This window comes from Pseudomonas sp. EZ-C24 (genome assembly GCF_014525325.1).
GTDB classification, from domain to species: Bacteria; Pseudomonadota; Gammaproteobacteria; order Pseudomonadales; family Pseudomonadaceae; genus Aquipseudomonas; species Aquipseudomonas shirazensis.
In genome coordinates this window covers 1,106,626-1,127,458 of sequence record NZ_JACDIU010000014.1, presented here as the reverse complement: position 1 = coordinate 1,127,458, position 20,833 = coordinate 1,106,626, and the positions used below count along the sequence as shown (strand labels likewise).

Here is a 20,833-nt window from a genome sequence, read left to right as displayed (position 1 = left end):
CGATTCCCATTCCAGGCAAAGCAGGATGTTTACCGATGCACTTCAGCGAACTGATGGCTGCTCTTTCCACCCATGCGATCCGACTCCAGCGTGAAGACCAGGACCTGATCGTCCTCGGCGATGACGATACCCTGGACGACAGCTTGTGGGAGGCGTTGTCACGGCACAAGCCGGCGCTGCTGAAGATGCTCGCCGAACGCGATGACGACTGGCTGAGCCCAGCCTTCCGGATTACCCCCGACATGCTGCCGCTGGTCACCCTGGACCAGCAAGCCATCGACCGCATCGTCGCCAGTGTGCCAGGCGGTGCGGCCAACGTTCAGGACATCTACCCGCTCGCCCCGCTGCAGCAGGGCATGCTGTACCAGCACCTGTCCGCCACCGAGGGCGACCCGTACCTAGCGCAGGTGCAACTGCGCTTCGCCAGCAAAACCCACCTGGAAGCCTTCGCCGAGGCGCTGCAGTGGGTGATCCAGCGCCATGACATCCTGCGCACCGCGCTGCACTGGGAATACCTCGACCAACCGGTGCAGGTGGTCTGGCAAGAAGCGACGCTGGTCCGCGAAGCCGTGCCGGTGGCGGGCAGTACGGCCCTGGCCGAGTTGTGCGCGCGCTTCGACCCGCGCCAGTATCGCGTCGACCTGCGTCAGGCACCGCTGATGCAACTGATGCACGCGCAAGGCGAGGGCGAGACGTGGGTGGCGCTGCTGATGTTCCACCACGTGGTGATGGACCATACCGCCCTGGATATCGTGCGCCGGGAAATCCAGGCGCACATCGCCGGCCAGTCCGACCTTCTGCCTGCCCCCATGCCGTTTCGCAACGTGCTGGCCGCCGCTCGCCAGGCACTGGATGAGGACGCCCATGAGCGCTTCTTCCGCGAGATGCTGAGCGACATCGATGAGCCCACGCTTGCCTTCGCCCTGCAGGACAAAGGTGATGCGCAACTGGAACAAGCACGCCTGACCCTGCCGCCTGCGCTGTGCCTGCGCCTGCGCAGCCAGGCACGGCAACTCGGGGTGAGCCCGGCAAGCGTCTTGCACTTGGGCTTCGGCCGCCTGATCGGGCAGCTGTCGGGCCGCCAGCAGGTGGTGTTCGGCAGCGTGCTGCTAGGCCGCATGACCACCGGCGACGGCAGCGAGCAGGCGCTGGGCATGTTCATCAACAGCCTGCCGTTGCGCATCGACCTGGGCTCAATCAGCGTGCGTGATGCCCTGCTGGCCACCCACCGCAGGCTCAGCGCCTTGCTCGGCCACGAACAGGCTTCGCTGGCCTTGGCCCAGCGCTGCAGCGGCGTGGCCGCGCCGGCGCCGCTGTTCAATAGCCTGCTCAACTACCGGCACAGTGACGCCGGTGATGCCGCCGAGGTCATCCCGGTGGCCGCTGGCATCGATATCGTCGGTGCCGAGGAGCGCACCGATTACCCGCTGACTGTGAGCGTCGACGACCTGGGCGACGCGCTGCGCCTTACGGTACAAAGCCTGCCGGAGTGGAGCGCGGCGCGCCTGTGTGTCCAGTTCGAACAGGTATTGGCAAGCCTGGTCGATGCCCTGGAGTACACCCCCACAGCAGCGCTGCAAGGGTTGCAGGTATTGCCGCCAGCCGAGCGTGATCAGGTACTGCAAGGGTTCAACCGCAGCGCTCAGCTTTACCCGCAGGGGCAGACCGTACACGCCATGGTCGAGGCCCGCGCTGCCACTGCACCGGCCGCGGTCGCGCTGTTGCAGGATGGCCAGGCGCTGCGTTACGACGAACTGAACCGGCGTGCCAACCAACTGGCTCACCAGCTGATCGAACGCGGCGTTCAGGTGGGCGACCGCGTGGCGCTGTGCCTGCCGCGCAACAGCGAGCGCGTGGTTGCGTTGCTGGCAGTGCTTAAAGCGGGCGCGGCCTATGTGCCGGTGGACCCGGGGTACCCAGCCGAGCGTATTGCCTACTTGCTGGCTGACAGCCTCCCGGCACTGGTTGTGAGCGAGATTGTGGTGACCGGGCTGCCGGCCGAGGTGCCGCGCCTGGACCTGGATCAGATCAACACCTGCGCTGCGCACGACAGCAACCCACAGCGACCTGGGCTGCACGCGCAGCAACTGGCCTACGTGGTTTACACCTCCGGTTCCACTGGCCAGCCCAAGGGCGTGATGATCGAGCACCATACGCTGGTCAACCTGGTGCATTGGCACTGCCAGGCCTTTGCGCTGGACGCCGATGCGCATACCTCAAGCGTGGCCGGCTTCGGTTTCGACGCCATGGCCTGGGAGGTCTGGCCAGCCCTGTGCGCCGGTGCCACGCTGCACCTGCCACCCGCGCACATCGCCAACGAGCATGTTGATGAACTGCTCGACTGGTGGCTGCTACAGCCACTGAAGGTCAGCTTCCTGCCCACTCCGGTAGCGGAACAGGCCCTGCGCCGCGAACATCAGCACCCGACCCTGCGCACCTTGCTGGTGGGCGGGGACCGCCTGCGTCAGTTCGAGCGAGCGCCGGGCTTTGCCTTGATCAACAACTACGGGCCGACCGAAACCACCGTGGTCGCGACCTCTGGGCAGGTCTTGCCCAGCGGCGCACTGCACATCGGCCGGCCAATCGCCAACACCCGCGTCTATGTCCTGGACGAAGGCCTGCAGCCGGTACCGATCGGTGTCGCGGGTGAGCTGTTCATCGGCGGCGCGCAAGTGGCGCGGGGTTACTTCAATCGCCCGGCGTTGACCGAACAGGCTTTTCTCGCCGACCCGTTCAGCGAGCAGCCCAATGCACGCATGTACCGCAGCGGTGATCGGGTGCGCTGGAACGCCGACGGCACCCTCGACTACCTCGGCCGCACTGACGACCAGGTGAAGATCCGCGGTGTGCGGGTGGAGCTTGGCGAAATCGAGGCCACCCTCGCGGCGCAGCCGGGGGTCGACGCCGCCGTGGTGCTGGTGCGCGGCGAGCGTTTGCTGGCCTGGTTCAGCGAGACCGCCCCCGTCGCCCTCGACGCCTTGCGCCAGGCCCTGCAGGCCCGTTTGCCGGCGCACATGGTGCCGCTGGCGTTGGTGCGCCTCGATGAGCTGCCGCTGACCAGTCATGGCAAACTCGACCGCCGTGCGCTGCCTGACCCGGACGCCTCGCAGTTGTTCGGCCAGGCCTTTGAGGCGCCCAGTGGCGAAACCGAAGCGACGATGGCGGCGATCTGGGCCGACGTGTTGGGCGTGCAGCGGGTAGGGCGCCACGATAACTTCTTCGAACTGGGTGGCCACTCGCTGCTGGCGGTAACGTTGGTCGAGCGCTTGCGCAAGGCTGGCCTGCTGGTTGATGTGCGGGTGCTGTTCGCCCAACCGACCCTGGCCGCCCTGGCCGGCGCGGCGGGCATCGGCCACGAAGTGAAAGTGCCGGCCAACCGCGTGCCTGCGCAGGCCGAACGCATCATCCCGAGTATGCTCAGCCTGATCGAGCTGGACCAGGCAGCCATCGACGACATCGTCGCAACCGTGCCGGGTGGCGCCGCCAATGTGCAGGAAATCTACTCGCTGGCGCCGCTGCAGGAAGGCATTCTCTACCACCACCTGAGCGCCGAGCAGGGCGACCCTTACCTGCTGCAGACCCGCCTGGCCTTCGATAGTGTCGAGCGCTTGCTGGCCTGGGCTGGTGCCTTGCAACAGGTCATCGACCGCCACGATATCCTGCGCACCGCCGTGCTTTGGCAAGGGCTTGCGCAGCCGCTGCAAGTGGTTTGGCGCAAGGCCGAGCTGCTGGTCAGCGAAATCGACGACCTGGCCGATGACGATGGTCGGGCGCGGGTCGAGCAGTTGCATGCCCGTTTCGATGCGCGGCATCACCGGCTGGACCTGACTCAGGCGCCATTGACCCGCCTGTATTACAGCCTGGACCCCGCCAACCAGCAGGTGGTGGCGATTCTGCTGTTCCATCACCTGACCCTCGATCACACGGCCATGGACGTGGTCGCTCGCGAAATGCGCGCTTTGCTGTTCGGCCAAGGGCACACGCTGCCGGCGGCGGTGCCTTACCGCAATTACGTGGCCCAGGCTCGGCTGGGTGACCAGGCGGGCCATGAGGCGTTCTTCCGCGAGATGCTGGCGGATGTCGAAGAACCGACCTTGCCGCTGGGCTATGCCGATGTACAGGGTGATGGGCGCGGCATCGAAACGGCGTTCCAGGCACTGGACGGGGAGGTTGCCCACGGTTTGCGCACCCAGGCCCGGCAACTGGGCGTCAGTGCCGCCAGCCTCATGCACCTGGCGTGGGCGCGCGTATTGGGCGTGCTGGCCAACCGCGATGATGTGGTGTTTGGCACGGTGCTGATGGGTCGCCTGCAAGGCGGCGAGGGCGCCGACCGGGCGTTGGGGATGTTCATCAACACCCTGCCACTGCGGGTGGACACCACGCTGGCCGTGCGTGCTGCCGTGCGCGCCACCCACCGCAACCTCTCGGCCTTGCTGGGCCATGAGCACGCGCCGCTGGCGTTGGCCCAGCGCTGCAGTGGCGTGGCCGCGTCCGCGCCGTTGTTCAGTGCCTTGCTCAACTATCGGCACAGCGCCGACGAGGCCACCGGCGAGGCCATCTGGGAGGCCTGCCTGGTGGCATACCCCGGCTGAACCTCGACCAGGCCGCAGCCGATGACTCTCTGGGCAGCAACCCGCACGTACCGGGGCTGGATGCGCAGCAGCTGGCCTACCTTGTCTACACCTCCGGCTCCACCGGCCAGCCCAAGGGCGTGATGATCGAGCATCACACCCTGGCCAACCTGGTGCATTGGCACTGCCACGCGTTCGCGCTGGAGGCCGGTGTGCGCACCTCGAGCGTTGCCGGCTTTGGCTTTGACGCCATGGCCTGGGAAGTGTGGCCGGCGCTGTGTGGCGGTGCCACGTTGCACTTGCCACCCGCGCACATCGGCAATGAACATGTCGATGAACTGCTCGACTGGTGGCTCGAACAGCCGCTGGCCGTCAGTTTCTTGCCCACGCCAGTGGCCGAACAGGCGTTGCGCCGCGAACGGCAACACCCGACGTTGCGCACCTTGCTGATCGGTGGCGACCGCCTGCGCCAGTTCGACCGCGATCCAGGCTTCGCCCTGGTCAACAACTATGGGCCGACCGAGACCACGGTTGTCGCCACGTCTGGCCAGGTCTTGCCGGGCGCGGCGTTGCACATCGGCAAGCCGATCGCCAATACCCGCGTCTATGTGCTCGACGGCCATCGCCAAGCGGTGCCGGTGGGCGTGGTGGGTGAGCTGTACATCGGTGGCGCACAGGTAGCGCGGGGCTACTTCAATCGCCCTGAGCTGAGCGCAGAGCGCTTTGTCGCCGACCCGTTCAGCCGCAAGCCCGGCGCGCGCATGTACCGCACTGGCGACCTGGTGCGCTGGAACACTGACGGCACCCTGGAATATCTCGGGCGTAATGACGACCAGGTGAAGATCCGCGGCGTGCGTGTGGAGTTGGGTGAAATCGAGGCCGCGCTGACGGCTCAGGCCGGTATCGCCGATGCCGTGGTACTGGTCCGCGACGAGCGTCTGCTGGCCTGGTTCACCGAACAGGCGCCGGTCGCGCTAGAGGTTGTGCGTCAAGCGCTGCAGGCCAGCTTGCCGGGGCACATGGTGCCGCAGGCGTTCATGCGCCTGGACCAATGGCCGTTGACCAGCCATGGCAAGCTGGACCGCCGGGCCCTGCCTGAACCGGACCCGGCCCAACTGATCTGCCAGGGCTATGAAGCCCCGGCCAGCGAAACAGAAGCGGCCATGGCCAGCGTCTGGGCCGACGTGCTGGGCGTGCAACGGGTAGGGCGGCACGACAACTTCTTCGAGCTGGGCGGCCACTCGCTGCTGGCCGTGACGCTGATCGAACGTTTGCGCCAACAGGGCCTGCAGACCGACGTGCGGGTGCTGTTCGGCCAGCCCAGCGTGGCTGCCCTGGCTGCCGCGCTAGGCAAGGGGCGCCAGGTCAGCGTGCCCGAGAACTGCATTCCAGCGGGCTGCACCCACATCACCCCAGCCATGCTGCCTTTGCTGACGTTGGACGCCAGCGCGGTTGAGCGCATCGTCGCCACGGTGCCAGGTGGCGCTGCCAACGTGCAGGACATTTACCCATTGGCACCGCTGCAGGAAGGCATTCTCTACCATCACCTGAGTGCTGCAGACGAAGACCCCTACCTGCTGCAGTGGCGCGTCGCATTCGACAGCCAGGCCCGTCTGCAGGCCTTTGCCGTGGCCTTGGACAAGGTCATCGCACGCCACGATATTCTGCGTACTGCCGTGCTCTGGGACGGTCTGGCGCAGCCTGTGCAGGTGGTATGGCGCAGCGTGCCGGGTTCGGTGCTGGTCAATAGCAGCGAAGCCCCTGGCCCGCTCGACCTCAGCCATGCGCCATTGATCCGTCTGCTGCAAACCCCACAGGCAGGCAGCGAAGGCCTCCAAGCCACCCTGCAGTTCCACCACATCGCCCTGGACCACACGGCCATGAAGGTGGTGCTGGAAGAGATCCGCGACCACCTGCGCGGCGAGCAGCCCAGCCAACCGCCCGTGCCGTACCGCAACTACGTGGCCCAGGCGCGTTTGGCCATCAGCGAGGCCGAGCACGAAGCGTTCTTCCGCGCAGAGCTGGCCGACATCGACGAGCCGACTTTGCCCTATGGCCTGGTCGACCTGCAGGGCCAGGCCAGTACCTTCGAATTGGCTACGGTGCAACTGGCGCCCGAGCAGTACCGGCGCCTGCGCAGCCAGGCCCAGCAGCTGGGCGTGAGCGCTGCCAGCATGCTGCACCTGGCCTGGGCACGGCTGGTGGCCGCCACCAGTGGCCAAGACCGTGTGGTGTTCGGCACCGTGCTGCTGGGCCGCCTGCAAGGGGGCGCCGGGGCTGATCGCGGTCTGGGCATGTTCATCAACACCTTGCCACTGCGCCTGGACCTGCACGGGCTGGGCGTGCGCGCTGGGGTGCGCCTGACGCACCAGCGGCTGAGTGCCTTGCTGGTGCACGAGCACGCCTCGCTGGCCTTGGCCCAGCGTTGCAGCGGCGTGGCTGCGCCGACCCCGTTGTTCAGTGCCATGCTCAACTACCGGCATGGCGCCAGCCAGCCCGCGCAGCAAGCGCACCGCGAAGCCCTGGAAGGCATCCAGGCACTGCCCAGCGGCGGCCATGGCAACTACCCGTTGAGCGTCAACGTGGACGACCTGGGCGATGGCCTGCGGCTGACGGCCCAGGTCAGTGCCCAGGTGGGCGCGCAGCGGGTCTGCGAGCAACTGCTGCAGGTGCTGCACGGTTTGCTGGATGCGCTTGAGCACGCGCCTGACACGTTGTTGCAGCAGGTGCCGGTAGTGACGCCTGATGAGCGGCTGCGACTGCTGGCCAATGCCCCGCAAACGCCTCACGACTTGACGCAAACGCTGCATGGGCTGTTCGAGGCCCAGGTCCGGCGCACGCCGACTGCCATTGCCCTGGTCGCCGAGGAGGGCGAGCTCAGCTATCGCCAGCTCGACGAGCAGGCCAATCGGCTTGCCCATCATTTGCTCGGCCTGGGGGTCAAACCGGATGACCGTGTCGCGATCTGCGTCGAGCGCGGGCTGTCGATGGTGGTTGGCTTGCTGGCCATCCTCAAGGCAGGCGGCGCCTATGTGCCAGTTGACCCGGGTTACCCGGCAGAACGCATTCGCCACATGCTGAGCGACAGCGCGCCGCTGGCCGTACTGGTGCACGGCGCTACCCGAGATGTCGTACAAGGCACCCCGGTGCAGTTGATCGACCTCGATCAGCCTGGCTGGGAGGCCCAGCCGATCAGCAACCCTCGCGTAGTCGCACTGACAGCGAGCCACCTGGCGTATGTGATCTACACCTCCGGCTCCACAGGCCAGCCCAAGGGGGTGATGGTCGAACACCGCAACGTGGTCAACCTGGTGCATTGGAGCCAGCGCCTTTGCCAGGTGCCTGGCCCAGGCGCCGTGCTGCACAAAACCCCGGTCAGCTTCGATGCCTCGGTGTGGGAACTGTTCTGGCCTTTGTGCAGCGGCCTGCGCCTGGTATTGGCGCGCCCGGACGGCCAGCGTGACCCGCACTACCTCGCGCAACTGATCCAGGCGCAGCATGTCAGCGTGGTGCAATTCGTGCCGGCGTTGCTGCAGCAGTTCCTGGAAGCACCTGCCAGCGCTCGCTGTGTCAGCCTCAGCGATATCGTCTGCGGTGGCGGCGAGTTGAGCCAGGCACTGGCCGCCCAAGTGCGCAAGCGCTTGCCGGGTGTACGCCTGCATAACGTTTACGGCCCCACCGAGACCACCGTCGATTGCAGCGCCTGGACGCTGGAGCCGGGCGCAGACCTGCCGCACGGGGCATTGCCGATCGGCACGGCCATCGACAATACCCGGCTGTATGTACTCGACCACTACGACCAACCGGTACCGTGGGGCGTGGTCGGCCACCTGCATATCGGCGGCGCGGGTGTCGCCCGGGGTTATCTGGGTTTGCCCGAACAACAGGCCGAACGCTTCATCGCCAGCCCCTTCGTTGACGGCGATCGCCTGTACCGCAGCGGTGACCTGGTGCGCCAGCGCGAAGATGGCAAGCTGGTCTTCCTCGGCCGTAACGACCACCAGGTCAAAATCCGCGGGCTGCGCATCGAGCTCGGCGAGATCGAAGCCTGCCTGCTGCGTGTGCCCGGTGTGCACGAGGCCGTAGTGCTGGCTTACGACGCCCCGGCCAGTGGGCCGCGCCTGGTCGCCTACCTCACCGGTGAGCAGGCCGAGGCGGACAGCCTGCGTCAGGCACTGCTGCAGGACCTGCCGGAATACATGCTGCCGGCACAGTACATCCACCTCGATCAGCTGCCGTTGACGCCCAATGGCAAGCTGGACCGTAAAGCGCTGCCCGCGCCGGATGCCGCATTGCATGAGCGCCCCTACCAAGCGCCGCAGGGGCAGACCGAAACCCTGCTGGCGCAACTGTGGGCGCAACTGCTGGGCGTCGAGCGAGTAGGTCGACACGACAACTTCTTCGAGCTGGGCGGCCACTCGCTGCTGGCAGTAAGCCTGACCGCACGGCTGCGCCTGGAAGGGCTGCAAGTCGATGTACGGACCCTGTTCGGCCAGCCTACCGTCGCGGCCCTGGCCGAGACCTTGGGGCGTAACCTGCAAGTGCTGGTACCGGAAGACCGCATCCCTGCCGATTGCACCCATATCACCCCAGACCTGCTGAGCCTGATCGAGCTCGACCAAGCCGCGATCGATCGCATCGTCGCGCGCGTGCCGGGTGGTGCGGCCAATGTGCAGGACATCTACCCGCTGGCGCCTCTGCAGGAAGGTATCCTTTACCATCACTTGAGCGCCGCGCACGATCCCTATGTGCTGTATTCCCGCCTGCGTTTCGACAACGGCGAGCGCCTGCAAGCCTTCGCCAGCGCACTGGACCAGGTGATCGCCCGCCATGATGTGCTGCGTACCGCCGTGCTCTGGGACGGCCTGCCGCAGGCTGTGCAAGTGGTCTGGCGTCGGGCGTCGTTACAGGTAGTGCGCGACGACGATGCAACTGACGCTGGCCTGGACCTGGGCCAGGCGCCGCTTATTCGTCTGCTTCATCGTCAGGTACCGGGCAGCCATTGCATCGAAGCTACCTTGCAGTTCCACCACATCGTCCTCGACCACACCGCGCTGGAGGTGGTCGGTGAGGAGTTGCTGGGCTTCCTGCAGGGCACGCCGCCGGTCCAGATCCCTGTGCCGTACCGCAACTACGTAGCCCAGGCGCGCCTGGGTATCAGCCAGGCCGAGCATGAGGCGTTCTTCCGCGCGCAGTTGGCGGATGTCGACGAGCCAACGCTGCCGTTCGGCCTAAGCGATGTTCAAGGCGATGGCCTTGGCATGCAAGAAGCCAAGCTGGCGCTGTCGGCCGAACTGGCCGCAGGGCTGCGGCGCCAGGCACGGCACCTGGGCATCAGTGTCGCCAGCCTGTTCCACCTGGCTTGGGCGCGCCTGTTGGCCGCTGCCAGCGGCAACGACCGTGTGGTGTTCGGCACTGTGTTGCTGGGGCGCCTGCAAGGTGGTGAGGGTGCCGAGCGGGCGCTGGGCATGTTCATCAACACCTTGCCGCTGCGGGTTGATCTGGGCGCAGTGAGCCTGCGCGAAGGGGCGCAGGCCGTGCATCAGCGCCTCAGTGCGCTGCTGGCGCACGAACACGCCTCCCTGGCGTTGGCCCAGCGCTGCAGCGCTGTGGCTGCGCCGTTGCCGTTGTTCAGCGCCATGCTCAACTACCGCCATGGCGCAGAAGCCAGCGCTGAACAGCGGCAGGCGTGGCAAGGCATTGACGTACTGGAGGGCCAGGAACGCACCAACTACCCGTTGAGCCTGAACGTCGACGACCTTGGGGAGGGCTTCCGTTTGGTTGCCATGACCCCCGCCGAGGTTGGCGCGGCGCGTATCTGTGGGCAGATGAACCAGGTGTTGCAAGCCATGGTCGAGGCGCTGGAACAGACCCCGGAACTGCCGCTGCAGCGCTTGCCGGTGCTTGAAGCGCAGGAGCGTGAGCGTGTGCTGCTGGGCTTCAACGATACGGCGGTGGGCTATGACCTTGAGCAGACCCTGCCCGGGATGGTCGAGGCGCAGGTGCTGCGTACACCGGATGCAGTCGCGGTCAAGGCCGAAGAAGGGGAGTTGAGCTATCGCGCGCTGAATGAGCAGGCCAACCGACTGGCGCATCACCTGATCGATCTGGGGGTCAAACCTGACGATCGGGTGGCGATCTGCGTTGAGCGTGGGCTGTCGATGGTGGTTGGCCTGCTGGCCATCCTCAAGGCTGGCGGCGCCTATGTGCCGGTTGACCCGGATTACCCAGCTGAGCGCGTGCGGCATATGCTCAGCGACAGCGCGCCTGTTGCAGTGTTGGTGCATAGCGCTACGCGGCACGTACCGGATTCGGCCCAGGTCATCGACCTGGATCAGCCGACCTGGAACGCCCAGCCGTCCAGCAACCCGGTTGTCTCCGGCTTGACCCCGCGTCACCTGGCCTACGTGATCTACACCTCAGGCTCCACCGGCTTGCCGAAAGGCGTGATGAACGAGCACGCCGGCGTGGTCAACCGCCTGCTGTGGATGCAGGAGGCCTACAACCTAGGCGCAGACGACGTGGTCTTGCAGAAGACCCCGTTCAGCTTCGACGTCTCGGTATGGGAGTTCCTGTGGCCGCTGCAAACCGGCGCTCGCTTGGTCATGGCGCGCCCCGGCGGCCACCGCGATCCGGAGTACTTGCGTCAGGTGATCCGCAGCGAAAATGTCACGACGTTGCACTTCGTGCCCTCGATGCTGGATGTGTTCCTGGCGCACGGCCAATTATCGGCTGATGGTCTCAAGCGTGTTCTGTGCAGTGGCGAAGCCTTGCCGGGCAGCCTGGTGCGACGCTTCCACACGCAACTGCCGACGGTCGAGCTGCACAACCTGTACGGCCCGACCGAAGCGGCGGTAGACGTCAGTGCCTGGCACTGCGTGACGGCACCGGACAACACCCCCATCGGCAAACCCATCGCCAACACCACGCTGTACGTGCTCGACAGCCAAGGCCAGCCGGTCCCGCAAGGCGTGACCGGCGAGCTGTTCATCGGCGGCGTGCAAGTCGCCCGTGGCTACCTGAACCGCGCCGAACTCACTGCTGAACGCTTCCTCGACGACCCGTTCAGCATCCGCCCAGATGCACGCCTGTACCGTACCGGCGACCTGGCTCGGCACCTGGCCGATGGCAACATCGAATACCTGGGCCGCGACGATGATCAGGTGAAGCTGCGTGGCTTGCGCATCGAGCTGGGTGAAATCCAGGCAGGCCTGACGGCCATCGACGGCGTGAAGGAAGCCGTGGTGGTGGCTCGCGATCAGCGTTTGGTTGCGTATTACACCGGTGAGCAGCAGGGCGCAGACGTTCTGCGCACGGCATTGCTGGCCCACCTGCCGGAGTTCATGGTGCCCGCGCTGTTCCTGCATCTGGAGGCACTGCCGCTGAGCCCCAACGGCAAACTCGACCGCAAGGCTTTGCCACTCCCGGATACCGAAGCCCTGCAAAGCCGCGTTTACGAAGCCCCAGAAGGCGAAACCGAAACCCTGCTGGCCGCGATCTGGGCCGAGCTGCTGGGGGTGGAGCGGGTAGGGCGGCATGACAACTTCTTCGAACTGGGCGGCCATTCGCTGCTGGCCGTGACCCTGACTTCGCGCCTGCGCCAACAGGGCCTGCATGCCGATATCCGCGTACTGTTCGGCCAGCCGACCTTGGCAGCGCTCGCCGCTGCGGTAGGCGGTGAAACCCGCATCAGCGTGCCCGCCAACCGCATTTCGGCAGAGGTCACACGCATCACTCCGGACATGCTGCCGCTCGCCGAGCTGTCCCAGAGCGCCATCGACAACCTGGTCACGCAGATCCCCGGTGGCGTAGCCAATGTCCAGGATGTCTATGGGCTAGCGCCCCTGCAACAAGGCATCCTCTACCATCACCTCGCCAGCGAAGGCGCAGACCCGTACGTGCTGCAAGCACGCTTCGCCTTCCCGACGCAGGCCGAGCTCGATGCCTTTGCCGCAGCGCTCGACCAGGTCATCGCCCGTCACGACATCCTGCGCACCAGCATCCATTGGCAGGGCCTGGAGGAGCCCGTGCAGGTCGTCTGGCGCAGCGTGCCTGGCGCCGGTGCAAGCTTGCGCGGCGATGAGCGGAGCACCACGCTCGACCTGAACAAGGCCCCCTTGATCCGCCTGATCCCTGGCCACGGCGAGGGTCGCGTGGAAGCTACGCTGCTGATCCACCACATCATCCTTGACCACGCCGCCGTCGAACAGCTGGTGGCCGAGATCACTGCTGTGCTGCAAGGCCAGGCCCTGTCGCAGGCCAGCGTGCCCTACCGCAACTATGTGGCGCAGGCACGCCTGGGTGCCGATACCCAGGCTGACGAAGCACTGTTCCGCGAGCTGCTGGGCGACATCGACGAACCCACCACGGTATTTGGCCTGCGCGATGCACACAGTGATGCCAGCCCTGTACTGGACAGCCGTCTGGCCCTGGAGCCGGCGTTGGCCGGCCGCTTGCGCGAGCAGGCCCGTGTGCTGGGCATCAGCGTTGCCAGCTTGGTGCACCAGGCCTGGGGGCAGGTGCTGGCGCAACTGTCAGGACGCGAAGAAGTGGTGTTCGGCACGGTGTTGCTCGGCCGGCTGCAAGGCGGCGAGGGCGCTGACCGGGCCCTGGGCATGTTCATCAACACCTTGCCGCTGCGGGTGAGCGTGGGCGCCATGGCCGTGGCTGAAGGCGTACGCCTGACCCACCAACGGCTGGCCCGTTTGCTGGCCCATGAGCAAGCCTCGCTGGCAGTGGCTCAGCGCTGCAGCGCAGTGCCGGCGTCCCAGGCGCTGTTCACCAGCCTGCTCAACTATCGCCACAGTGCACCCGCCAAGGCTGAGCTGCGCGAGGCCTGGCAGGGTATCGAGCAACTGGCCGCGCATGAGCGCAGCAACTACCCCTTGGTGGTCAACGTCGATGACCTGGGCGAGGCCTTTGTGCTGACCGTGCAAGCGGTGGCGCAAGTCGATGGCGCACAGGTTTGTCGCCTGCTCAGCACCGCCCTTGAGCAACTGGCGCAGGCCCTTGCGCAGGCACCGGCCAAGGCCTTGCATCACGTTAGCCAACTGGCGCCTGCCGAGCGCGAGCGGGTGTTGCAAGGTTTCAATGCCACCTACCGCGATTACCCACGGGACCATGCACTGCATACCCTGTTTGGCAGCCATGCCGCGCTCAGCCCTGCTGCAACGGCGGTGGTGCACGGTGATCGGCAGTGGAGCTATGAGCAGCTCGAACAGCACGCCAACCGCCTGGCCCATCACCTGTTGGCCCTGGGCGTGCGCCCTGGCGATCGTGTAGCTCTGCTGCTGCCACGCAGCGTCGCCTTATTGGCCGCACAACTGGCGGCCAGCAAATGCGCAGCGGTGTTCGTGCCGTTGGACAGCAACGCGCCTGTCGAGCGCCAGGCCTTCATGATCGAAGACAGCCAGGCGCGGGTCATGCTCACCTTCAGCAGCGAACCGCAGGTAGGCGATGCCATGCGCGTCGAACTGGACCACCTCGACCTCAGCGGGTATCCGCAACACTCGCCGGGCCTGGAGGTAGCTGCCGAAAGCGCCGCCTACATCATGTACACCTCCGGCTCTACCGGCACCCCCAAGGGCGTGCAAGTGCCGCACCGGGCCATCGTGCGCCTGGTGGTCAACAACGGCTTTGCTGAATTCACCTGCCAGGACCGCGTCGCGTTCGCCTCCAACCCTGCGTTCGATGCCAGTACCCTGGAAGTCTGGGCGCCGCTGCTCAACGGCGGCACGGTGGTGGTCATCGACCAGGACCAGGTGCTGTCGCGTGAGGCTTTGCGTGATGTGTTGCTGGAGCAACGCATCAGCGTGCTGTGGCTGACTGCCGGCCTGTTCCATCAATTTGCCGATGACCTGCTGCCGGCATTCGCCAGGCTGCGCTACCTGATGGTGGGCGGCGATGTGCTGGACCCGGCCATCGTCGGTCGGGTGCTGCGCGAAGGCGCCCCGCAACATCTGCTCAATGGCTATGGCCCGACTGAAGCCACTACCTTCAGCACCACCCACCCGATCGTCACGGTCGGCGAGGGCAGCATCCCGATTGGCAGGCCGATCGGCAATGCCCGTTGCTATGTGCTCGACGCCCGTCAGCAGCCGCTGCCCGTTGGCGCGGTCGGTGAGCTGTACATCGGCGGCGCTGGCGTTGCACTGGGGTACCTCGGCCAGCCGGCACTCACCGCCGAGCGCTTCCTCGACGACCCGTTCAGCCGTGAGCCGGGTGCGCGCATGTACCGCAGTGGCGACCTGGCTTGCTGGCAGGCTGACGGCACGTTGCGTTACCTGGGCCGCGCCGACCAGCAGATCAAACTGCGCGGCTTCCGCATCGAACTCGGTGAAATCGAAGCGCGCCTGGGCGCCTGTGCCGGTGTCCGTGACACGGCCGTGGTGGTACGTGAAGACGCGCCGGGTGACAAGCGCCTGGTGGCCTACTTCACCGCCAACAGCCCGGCCCCCGGCCTGGGCGAGCTGCACCAGCAGCTACAAGGCCAGTTGCCGGACTACATGCTGCCAGCGGCCTACGTTTGCCTCGATGCACTGCCGCTGACCGGCAACGGCAAGCTCGACCGCCGTGCCCTGCCGCAACCGGGCAACGAGGCGCTACTCAGCCGCGCCTTCGAGGCGACACAGGGCGAGGTCGAAACCACCCTGGCGGCAATCTGGGCCGACCTGCTCAAGGTCGCGCAGATCGGTCGGCACGATCACTTCTTCGAGCTGGGCGGCCATTCGTTGCTGGCTGTGAGCCTGGTCGAACGCATGCGCAAGGCCGGCCTCAGCGCCGATGTGCGCGTGCTGTTCGCCAAGCCCACCCTGGCGGCGCTGGCTGCGGCCGTGGGCACCGGTCGCGAAGTGCAGGTGCCGGCCAACCGTGTGCCGCACGCTGCCCGCCACATCACTCCGGACATGCTCAGCCTGATCGAGCTCGACCAGGCCAGTATCGACCGTGTCGTCGCCACGGTGCCCGGCGGTGCTGCCAACGTGCAGGAGATCTACCCCCTTGCCCCGCTGCAGGAGGGCATCCTGTACCACCACTTGAGCGCCGCACAGGGCGATCCGTACCTGCTGCAGTCGCGCCTGGCCTTCGATAGCCTGGCGCATTTGCAGCGTTGGGCGGGCGCCTTGCAGCAGGTCATCGACCGTCACGACATTCTGCGTACCGCCGTGGTCAGCGAAGGGCTGGCTCACGCGGTGCAGGTGGTCTGGCGGCAAGCGCGGATGCAGGTCAGCGCAATCGACGGCCTGGCTGGCGATTCGGTGATCGACGCCTTGCAGGCGCGCTTCGACGCCCGTCACCAGCGCCTCGAGCTGTCGCGGGCACCCTTGCTGCGCCTGCTGCATGCCGATGACCCGGCCAACCAGCGCGTGGTGGCAATTGTGCAATTCCATCACCTGGCCTTGGACCATACCGCGATGGAAGTCATCGCCCGCGAGATGCAGCTGCTGCTGGCGGGCCAGGGCGAACGCTTGCCCGCGCCTGTGCCTTATCGCACCTATGTGGCCCAAGCTCGCCTTGGGGCCGACGATGCCGGCCATGAAGCGTTCTTCCGCGAGATGCTGGGCGACCTTGATGCCCCGACCTTGCCGTTTGGCCTGAGCGACGTGCAGGGTGATGGGCACGCCATCGAAGAGGCCCACCTGGCCCTCGACGCCAGCCTGGCCCGTGGCCTGCGCGAACAGGCTCGGCAGCTTGGGGTGAGTGCCGCGAGCCTGGCGCACCTGGCCTGGGCACGCGTGCTGGGTGTGCTCGCCAACCGCACTGATGTCGTGTTCGGCACCGTGTTGATGGGGCGCTTGCAGGGCGGTGAAGGGGCCGACCGGGCGTTGGGCGTGTTCATCAACACCTTGCCGCTGCGCATCGACCTTACCGCACCGGTGGCGCAGGCGGTGCGTGCCACCCATCAGCGGCTTTCGGCGTTGCTGGCACACGAGCATGCTTCGCTGGCCTTGGCCCAGCGCTGCAGTGGCGTGGCGGCGTCCACGCCGTTGTTCAGCGCCTTGTTCAACTACCGCCACAGCACGGCAGGGGGGCCTGCCGACGCGGATGCCGACCACCAGGGTGTTCGCCTGCTGGGCGGCGAGGAACGCAGCAACTACCCACTGACCCTGAGTGTCGACGACCTGGGCGAAGGCTTTGCCTTGAGTGTGTTGGCTCAGGCAGGCATGGGGGCTGAGCGGGTCGCTGGCTGGATGAACCAGGCCCTGATCGAGCTGCTGCAGGCGCTGAACCAGTCAGCAGTCAAGCCGGTCGAGGCGCTGTCGATCCTGGACCCGCTAGCACGCCAGCAAGTGCTGGAAACCTTCAATGCCAGCGCACGCGACTACCCGAAAGGGCAGACCGTGCACGCCCTGGTCGAGGCCCAGGCGGCCCGCGCGCCGCAAGCGACAGCGCTGGTGCAGGATGGCCAGACACTGAGCTACGGCGAGCTGAACTGCCGCGCCAACCGCCTGGCGCATTACCTGATCAGTCGCGGGGTGAAGGTCGGCGACCGGGTGGCATTGTGCTTACCGCGCAGCCTGGAGCGCCTGGTCGGCCTGCTGGCCGTCCTCAAGGCCGGCGCGGCCTATGTGCCGATTGACCCGGCATACCCTGGCGAGCGCATCGCCTACCTGCTGGAAGACAGCGCGCCGGCGTTGGTGCTGGTCGATGCGACGACTCTGGCGCTGGTGGGGGAAACCCTGCGGGTCGAGCTGCACCGCGATGCCTGGCAAGACGCGCCCGACAGCAATCCCTGCGTGGCAGGCCTGGATGATCGCCAACTGGCGTATGTGATCTACACCTCCGGTTCCACCGGCCAGCCGAAAGGGGTGATGGTCGAGCATGCGACCCTGGCCAACCTGGTGCACTGGCACTGTGAGGCGTTTGCCTTGAACGCCGGCAGCCATACCAGCACGGTGGCCGGTTTCGGCTTCGATGCGGTGGCCTGGGAGGTCTGGCCGGCGCTGTGCGCGGGGGCAGTGCTGCATCTGCCACCTGCACGCATCGCCGGTGAGCACGTCGACGAACTGCTCGACTGGTGGCTGGAGCAGCCATTGGCTGTCAGCTTCCTGCCCACGCCAGTGGCCGAGCAAGCGCTGCGCCGCGAGCGTCAGCACCCGACCCTGCGCACGCTGCTGGTCGGCGGCGATCGCCTGCGCCAGTTCGAGCGCGACCCAGGTTTTGCTTTGGTCAACAACTATGGCCCGACCGAAGCGACCGTGGTGGCCACGTCTGGGCAACTGGTAGCTGGGGGCGCGCTGCACATCGGCAAGCCTCTGGCCAACACCCAGGTGTATGTGCTCGACCAGGGCCGCCAGCCGGTACCGGTGGGCGCCGTAGGTGAGTTGTACATTGGCGGCGCCGGGGTGGCCCGCGGCTACTTCAAGCGCCCGGAACTGACCGAGGAGCGCTTCATTGCCGATCCGTTCAACGCCCAACGCCACGCGCGGCTGTACCGCACCGGTGACCTGGTGCGCTGGAACCCTGACGGCACCCTGGATTACCTGGGCCGTAACGACGATCAGGTGAAGATCCGCGGCGTACGGGTGGAGCTTGGCGAGATCGAAAGCGTACTCGCCGCCCAGCCTGGTATCGCTGATGCAGTTGTGCTGGTGCGTGGCGAGCGGCTGCTGGCCTGGTTCACTGAAACCTCACCGGTGGCAGTGGACTCACTGCGCCAGGCCTTGCAGGCAAGCCTGCCCGCCCACCTGGTGCCGTTGGCGTTCACCTGCCTGCCAGCACTGCCGTTGACCAGCCATGGCAAGCTGGACCGCAAGGCGTTGCCCGAGCCGGATCCGGCGCTGCTTGCAGGCCAGGCGTATGTCGCGCCGCAGGGCGAAGTGGAAATGGCCTTGGCCGCGGTATGGGCCGACATGCTGGGCGTCGAGCGGGTGGGCCGGCACGATAACTTCTTCGAGTTGGGTGGCCATTCGTTGCTGGCGGTGAACCTGACCGCGCGCTTGCGCCGCGATGGTGTGCAGGTGGATGTGCGCACGCTGTTTGGCCAGCCGACGGTGGCGGCACTGGCGACGACCCTGGGCCAGGCGCATCAGGTGCAGGTGCCGGACAACCTGATCCCTGCCGGTTGCTCGCATATCACCCCCGGCATGCTGCCGCTGGTGGCCCTGGAGCAGGCGGCCATCGACCGTATCATTGCCCAGATACCTGGCGGTGCCCGCAATGTGCAGGACATCTATCCGTTGGCACCCTTGCAGGAAGGGATCCTCTACCACCACCTCAGCGCGCAGGGGCACGACCCTTATGTGCTGCAGTCGCGCTTCGGGTTTGCCAGCCGCGAACACTTGGACAATTTTGCGGCAGCGTTGGACAAGGTCATCGCCCGCCACGACGTACTGCGCACAGCGGTGCTCTGGGAAGGCTTGCCGCAGCCAGTGCAGGTGGTCTGGCGGCAGGCGCCGCTGGTGGTCATGAAGCGTGATAGCGACGGCGAGGCAATGCTTGACCTGAGCAAGGCACCGCTGATTCGCCTGCTGTACACGCAGCAGCCGGGTACGGCACGCATCGAAGCCACCTTGCAGTTCCACCACATCGTGCTCGACCACACCGCAATGGAAGTGGTCGGCGAGGAGCTGATCGGTTACCTGCAGGGTGCGGCCGAGCCGGCGCTGGCACCGGTGCCGTATCGCAACTACGTGGCCCAGGCGCGACTGGGTATCAGTCAGGCCGAGCATGAAGCGTTCTTCCGCGAGCAACTGGCGGACATCGACGAGCCGACGCTGCCGTTCGGTCTAAGCGATGTGCAGGGTGACGGGCGTGACATCGAGGAGGCTCAGCTGTGGCTACGTGATGACCTGGCACAACGCCTGCGCCAGCAAGGCCGGCAATTGGGTATCAGCGTCGCCAGCCTGTTCCACCTGGCCTGGGCGCGCCTGCTGGCGGCCGCCAGTGGCCAGGACAGCGTGGTGTTCGGCACCGTGCTGTTGGGCCGTCTGCAAGGCGGTGAAGGCGCCGAGCGGGCGCTGGGCATGTTCATCAACACCTTGCCGCTGCGGGTCGATCTGGGCGCAGTGAGCCTGCGCGAAGGGGCACGGGCCGTGCATCAGCGCCTCAGTGCCTTGCTGGCCCACGAGCATGCTTCGCTGGCCTTGGCTCAGCGTTGCAGTGGCGTGGCTGCGCCCTTGCCGTTGTTCAGCGCGATGCTCAACTATCGGCACAGCACGCAGGTCACTGATAGCCAGCGGCAGGCAACGCAAGGTATCGACAACCTGGAAAGCCAGGAGCGCAGCAACTACCCGCTGGGGTTGAACGTCGACGACCTTGGGCAGGGCTTCCGTCTGGTTGCCATGACCCCCGCTGACGTAGGCGCGGCGCGTATCTGTGGGCAGATGAACCAGGTGTTGCAGGCCATGGTCGAGGCGCTGGAGCAGACGCCGGAACTGCCGCTGCAGCGCTTGCCGGTGCTGGAAGCGCAGGAGCGTGAGCGTGTGCTGCTGGGCTTCAACGATTCGGCGGTGGATTATGACCTCGAGCAGACCCTGCACGGGATGATCGAGGCGCAGGTGCTGCGTACGCCGGATGCGGTCGCGGTCAAGGCCGAAGAAGGCGAGTTGAGCTATCGCGCGCTGAATGAGCAGGCCAACCGACTGGCGCATCACCTGATCGATCTGGGGGTCAAACCTGACGATCGGGTGGCGATCTGCGTTGAGCGTGGGCTGTCGATGGTGGTTGGCCTGCTGGCCATCCTCAAGGCTGGCGGCGCCTATGTGCCGGTTGACCCGGATTACCCAGCTGAGCGCGTGCGGCATATGCTCAGCGACAGCGCGCCTGTTGCAGTGTTGGTGCATAGCGCTACGCGGCACGTACCGGATTCGGCCCAGGTCATCGACCTGGATCAGCCGACCTGGAACGCCCAGCCGTCCAGCAACCCGGTTGTCTCCGGTTTGACCCCGCGTCACCTGGCCTACGTGATCTACACCTCAGGTTCCACCGGCTTGCCGAAAGGCGTGATGAACGAGCACGCCGGCGTGGTCAACCGCCTGCTGTGGATGCAGGACGCCTACAACCTCGGCGCTGACGACGTGGTCTTGCAGAAGACCCCGTTCAGCTTCGACGTGTCGGTATGGGAGTTCCTCTGGCCGCTGCAAACCGGCGCTCGCCTGGTCATGGCGCGTTCCGGCGGCCATCGCGATCCGGAGTACCTGCGTCAGGTGATCCGCAGCGAAGACGTCACCACCTTGCACTTCGTGCCCTCGATGCTGGATGTGTTCCTGGCGCACGGTGACGCTTCGGCGGCTTCGTTGAAGCGCGTTCTGTGCAGTGGCGAA

2 protein-coding genes and 2 pseudogenes are annotated in these 20,833 nt (G+C 66.4%); all 4 read left to right on the top strand.

Features of this window, described 5'->3' with window-relative positions; translation table 11 throughout:
* Positions 1-35: 35 nt before the first annotated feature.
* Positions 36-4,592 carry a non-ribosomal peptide synthetase gene (locus IDM28_RS14410; RefSeq protein ID WP_188036288.1) on the top strand — a complete coding sequence of 1,519 codons (4,557 nt, stop codon included), beginning with the start codon at positions 36-38 and terminating at the stop codon, positions 4,590-4,592.
* Positions 4,559-7,273: pseudogene (locus IDM28_RS24250) on the top strand (amino acid adenylation domain-containing protein); the annotation flags it as partial. The gene IDM28_RS14410 and the pseudogene IDM28_RS24250, both read left to right, overlap by 34 nt.
* Before the next feature lie 24 nt (positions 7,274-7,297).
* A pseudogene (locus tag IDM28_RS14400) lies at positions 7,298-18,523 on the top strand (amino acid adenylation domain-containing protein); the annotation flags it as partial.
* 132 nt (positions 18,524-18,655) lie between these two features.
* Positions 18,656-20,833: AMP-binding protein (locus IDM28_RS24245; protein ID WP_410524674.1), on the top strand; the 2,178-nt coding region annotated here is incomplete at its 3' end.

What these genes read in the sequence shown, in the direction of transcription:
- IDM28_RS14410 (WP_188036288.1), top strand. Translation starts at nt 36, where the DNA reads ATGCACTTCAGCGAACTGATGGCTGCTCTTTCCACCCATGCGATCCGA.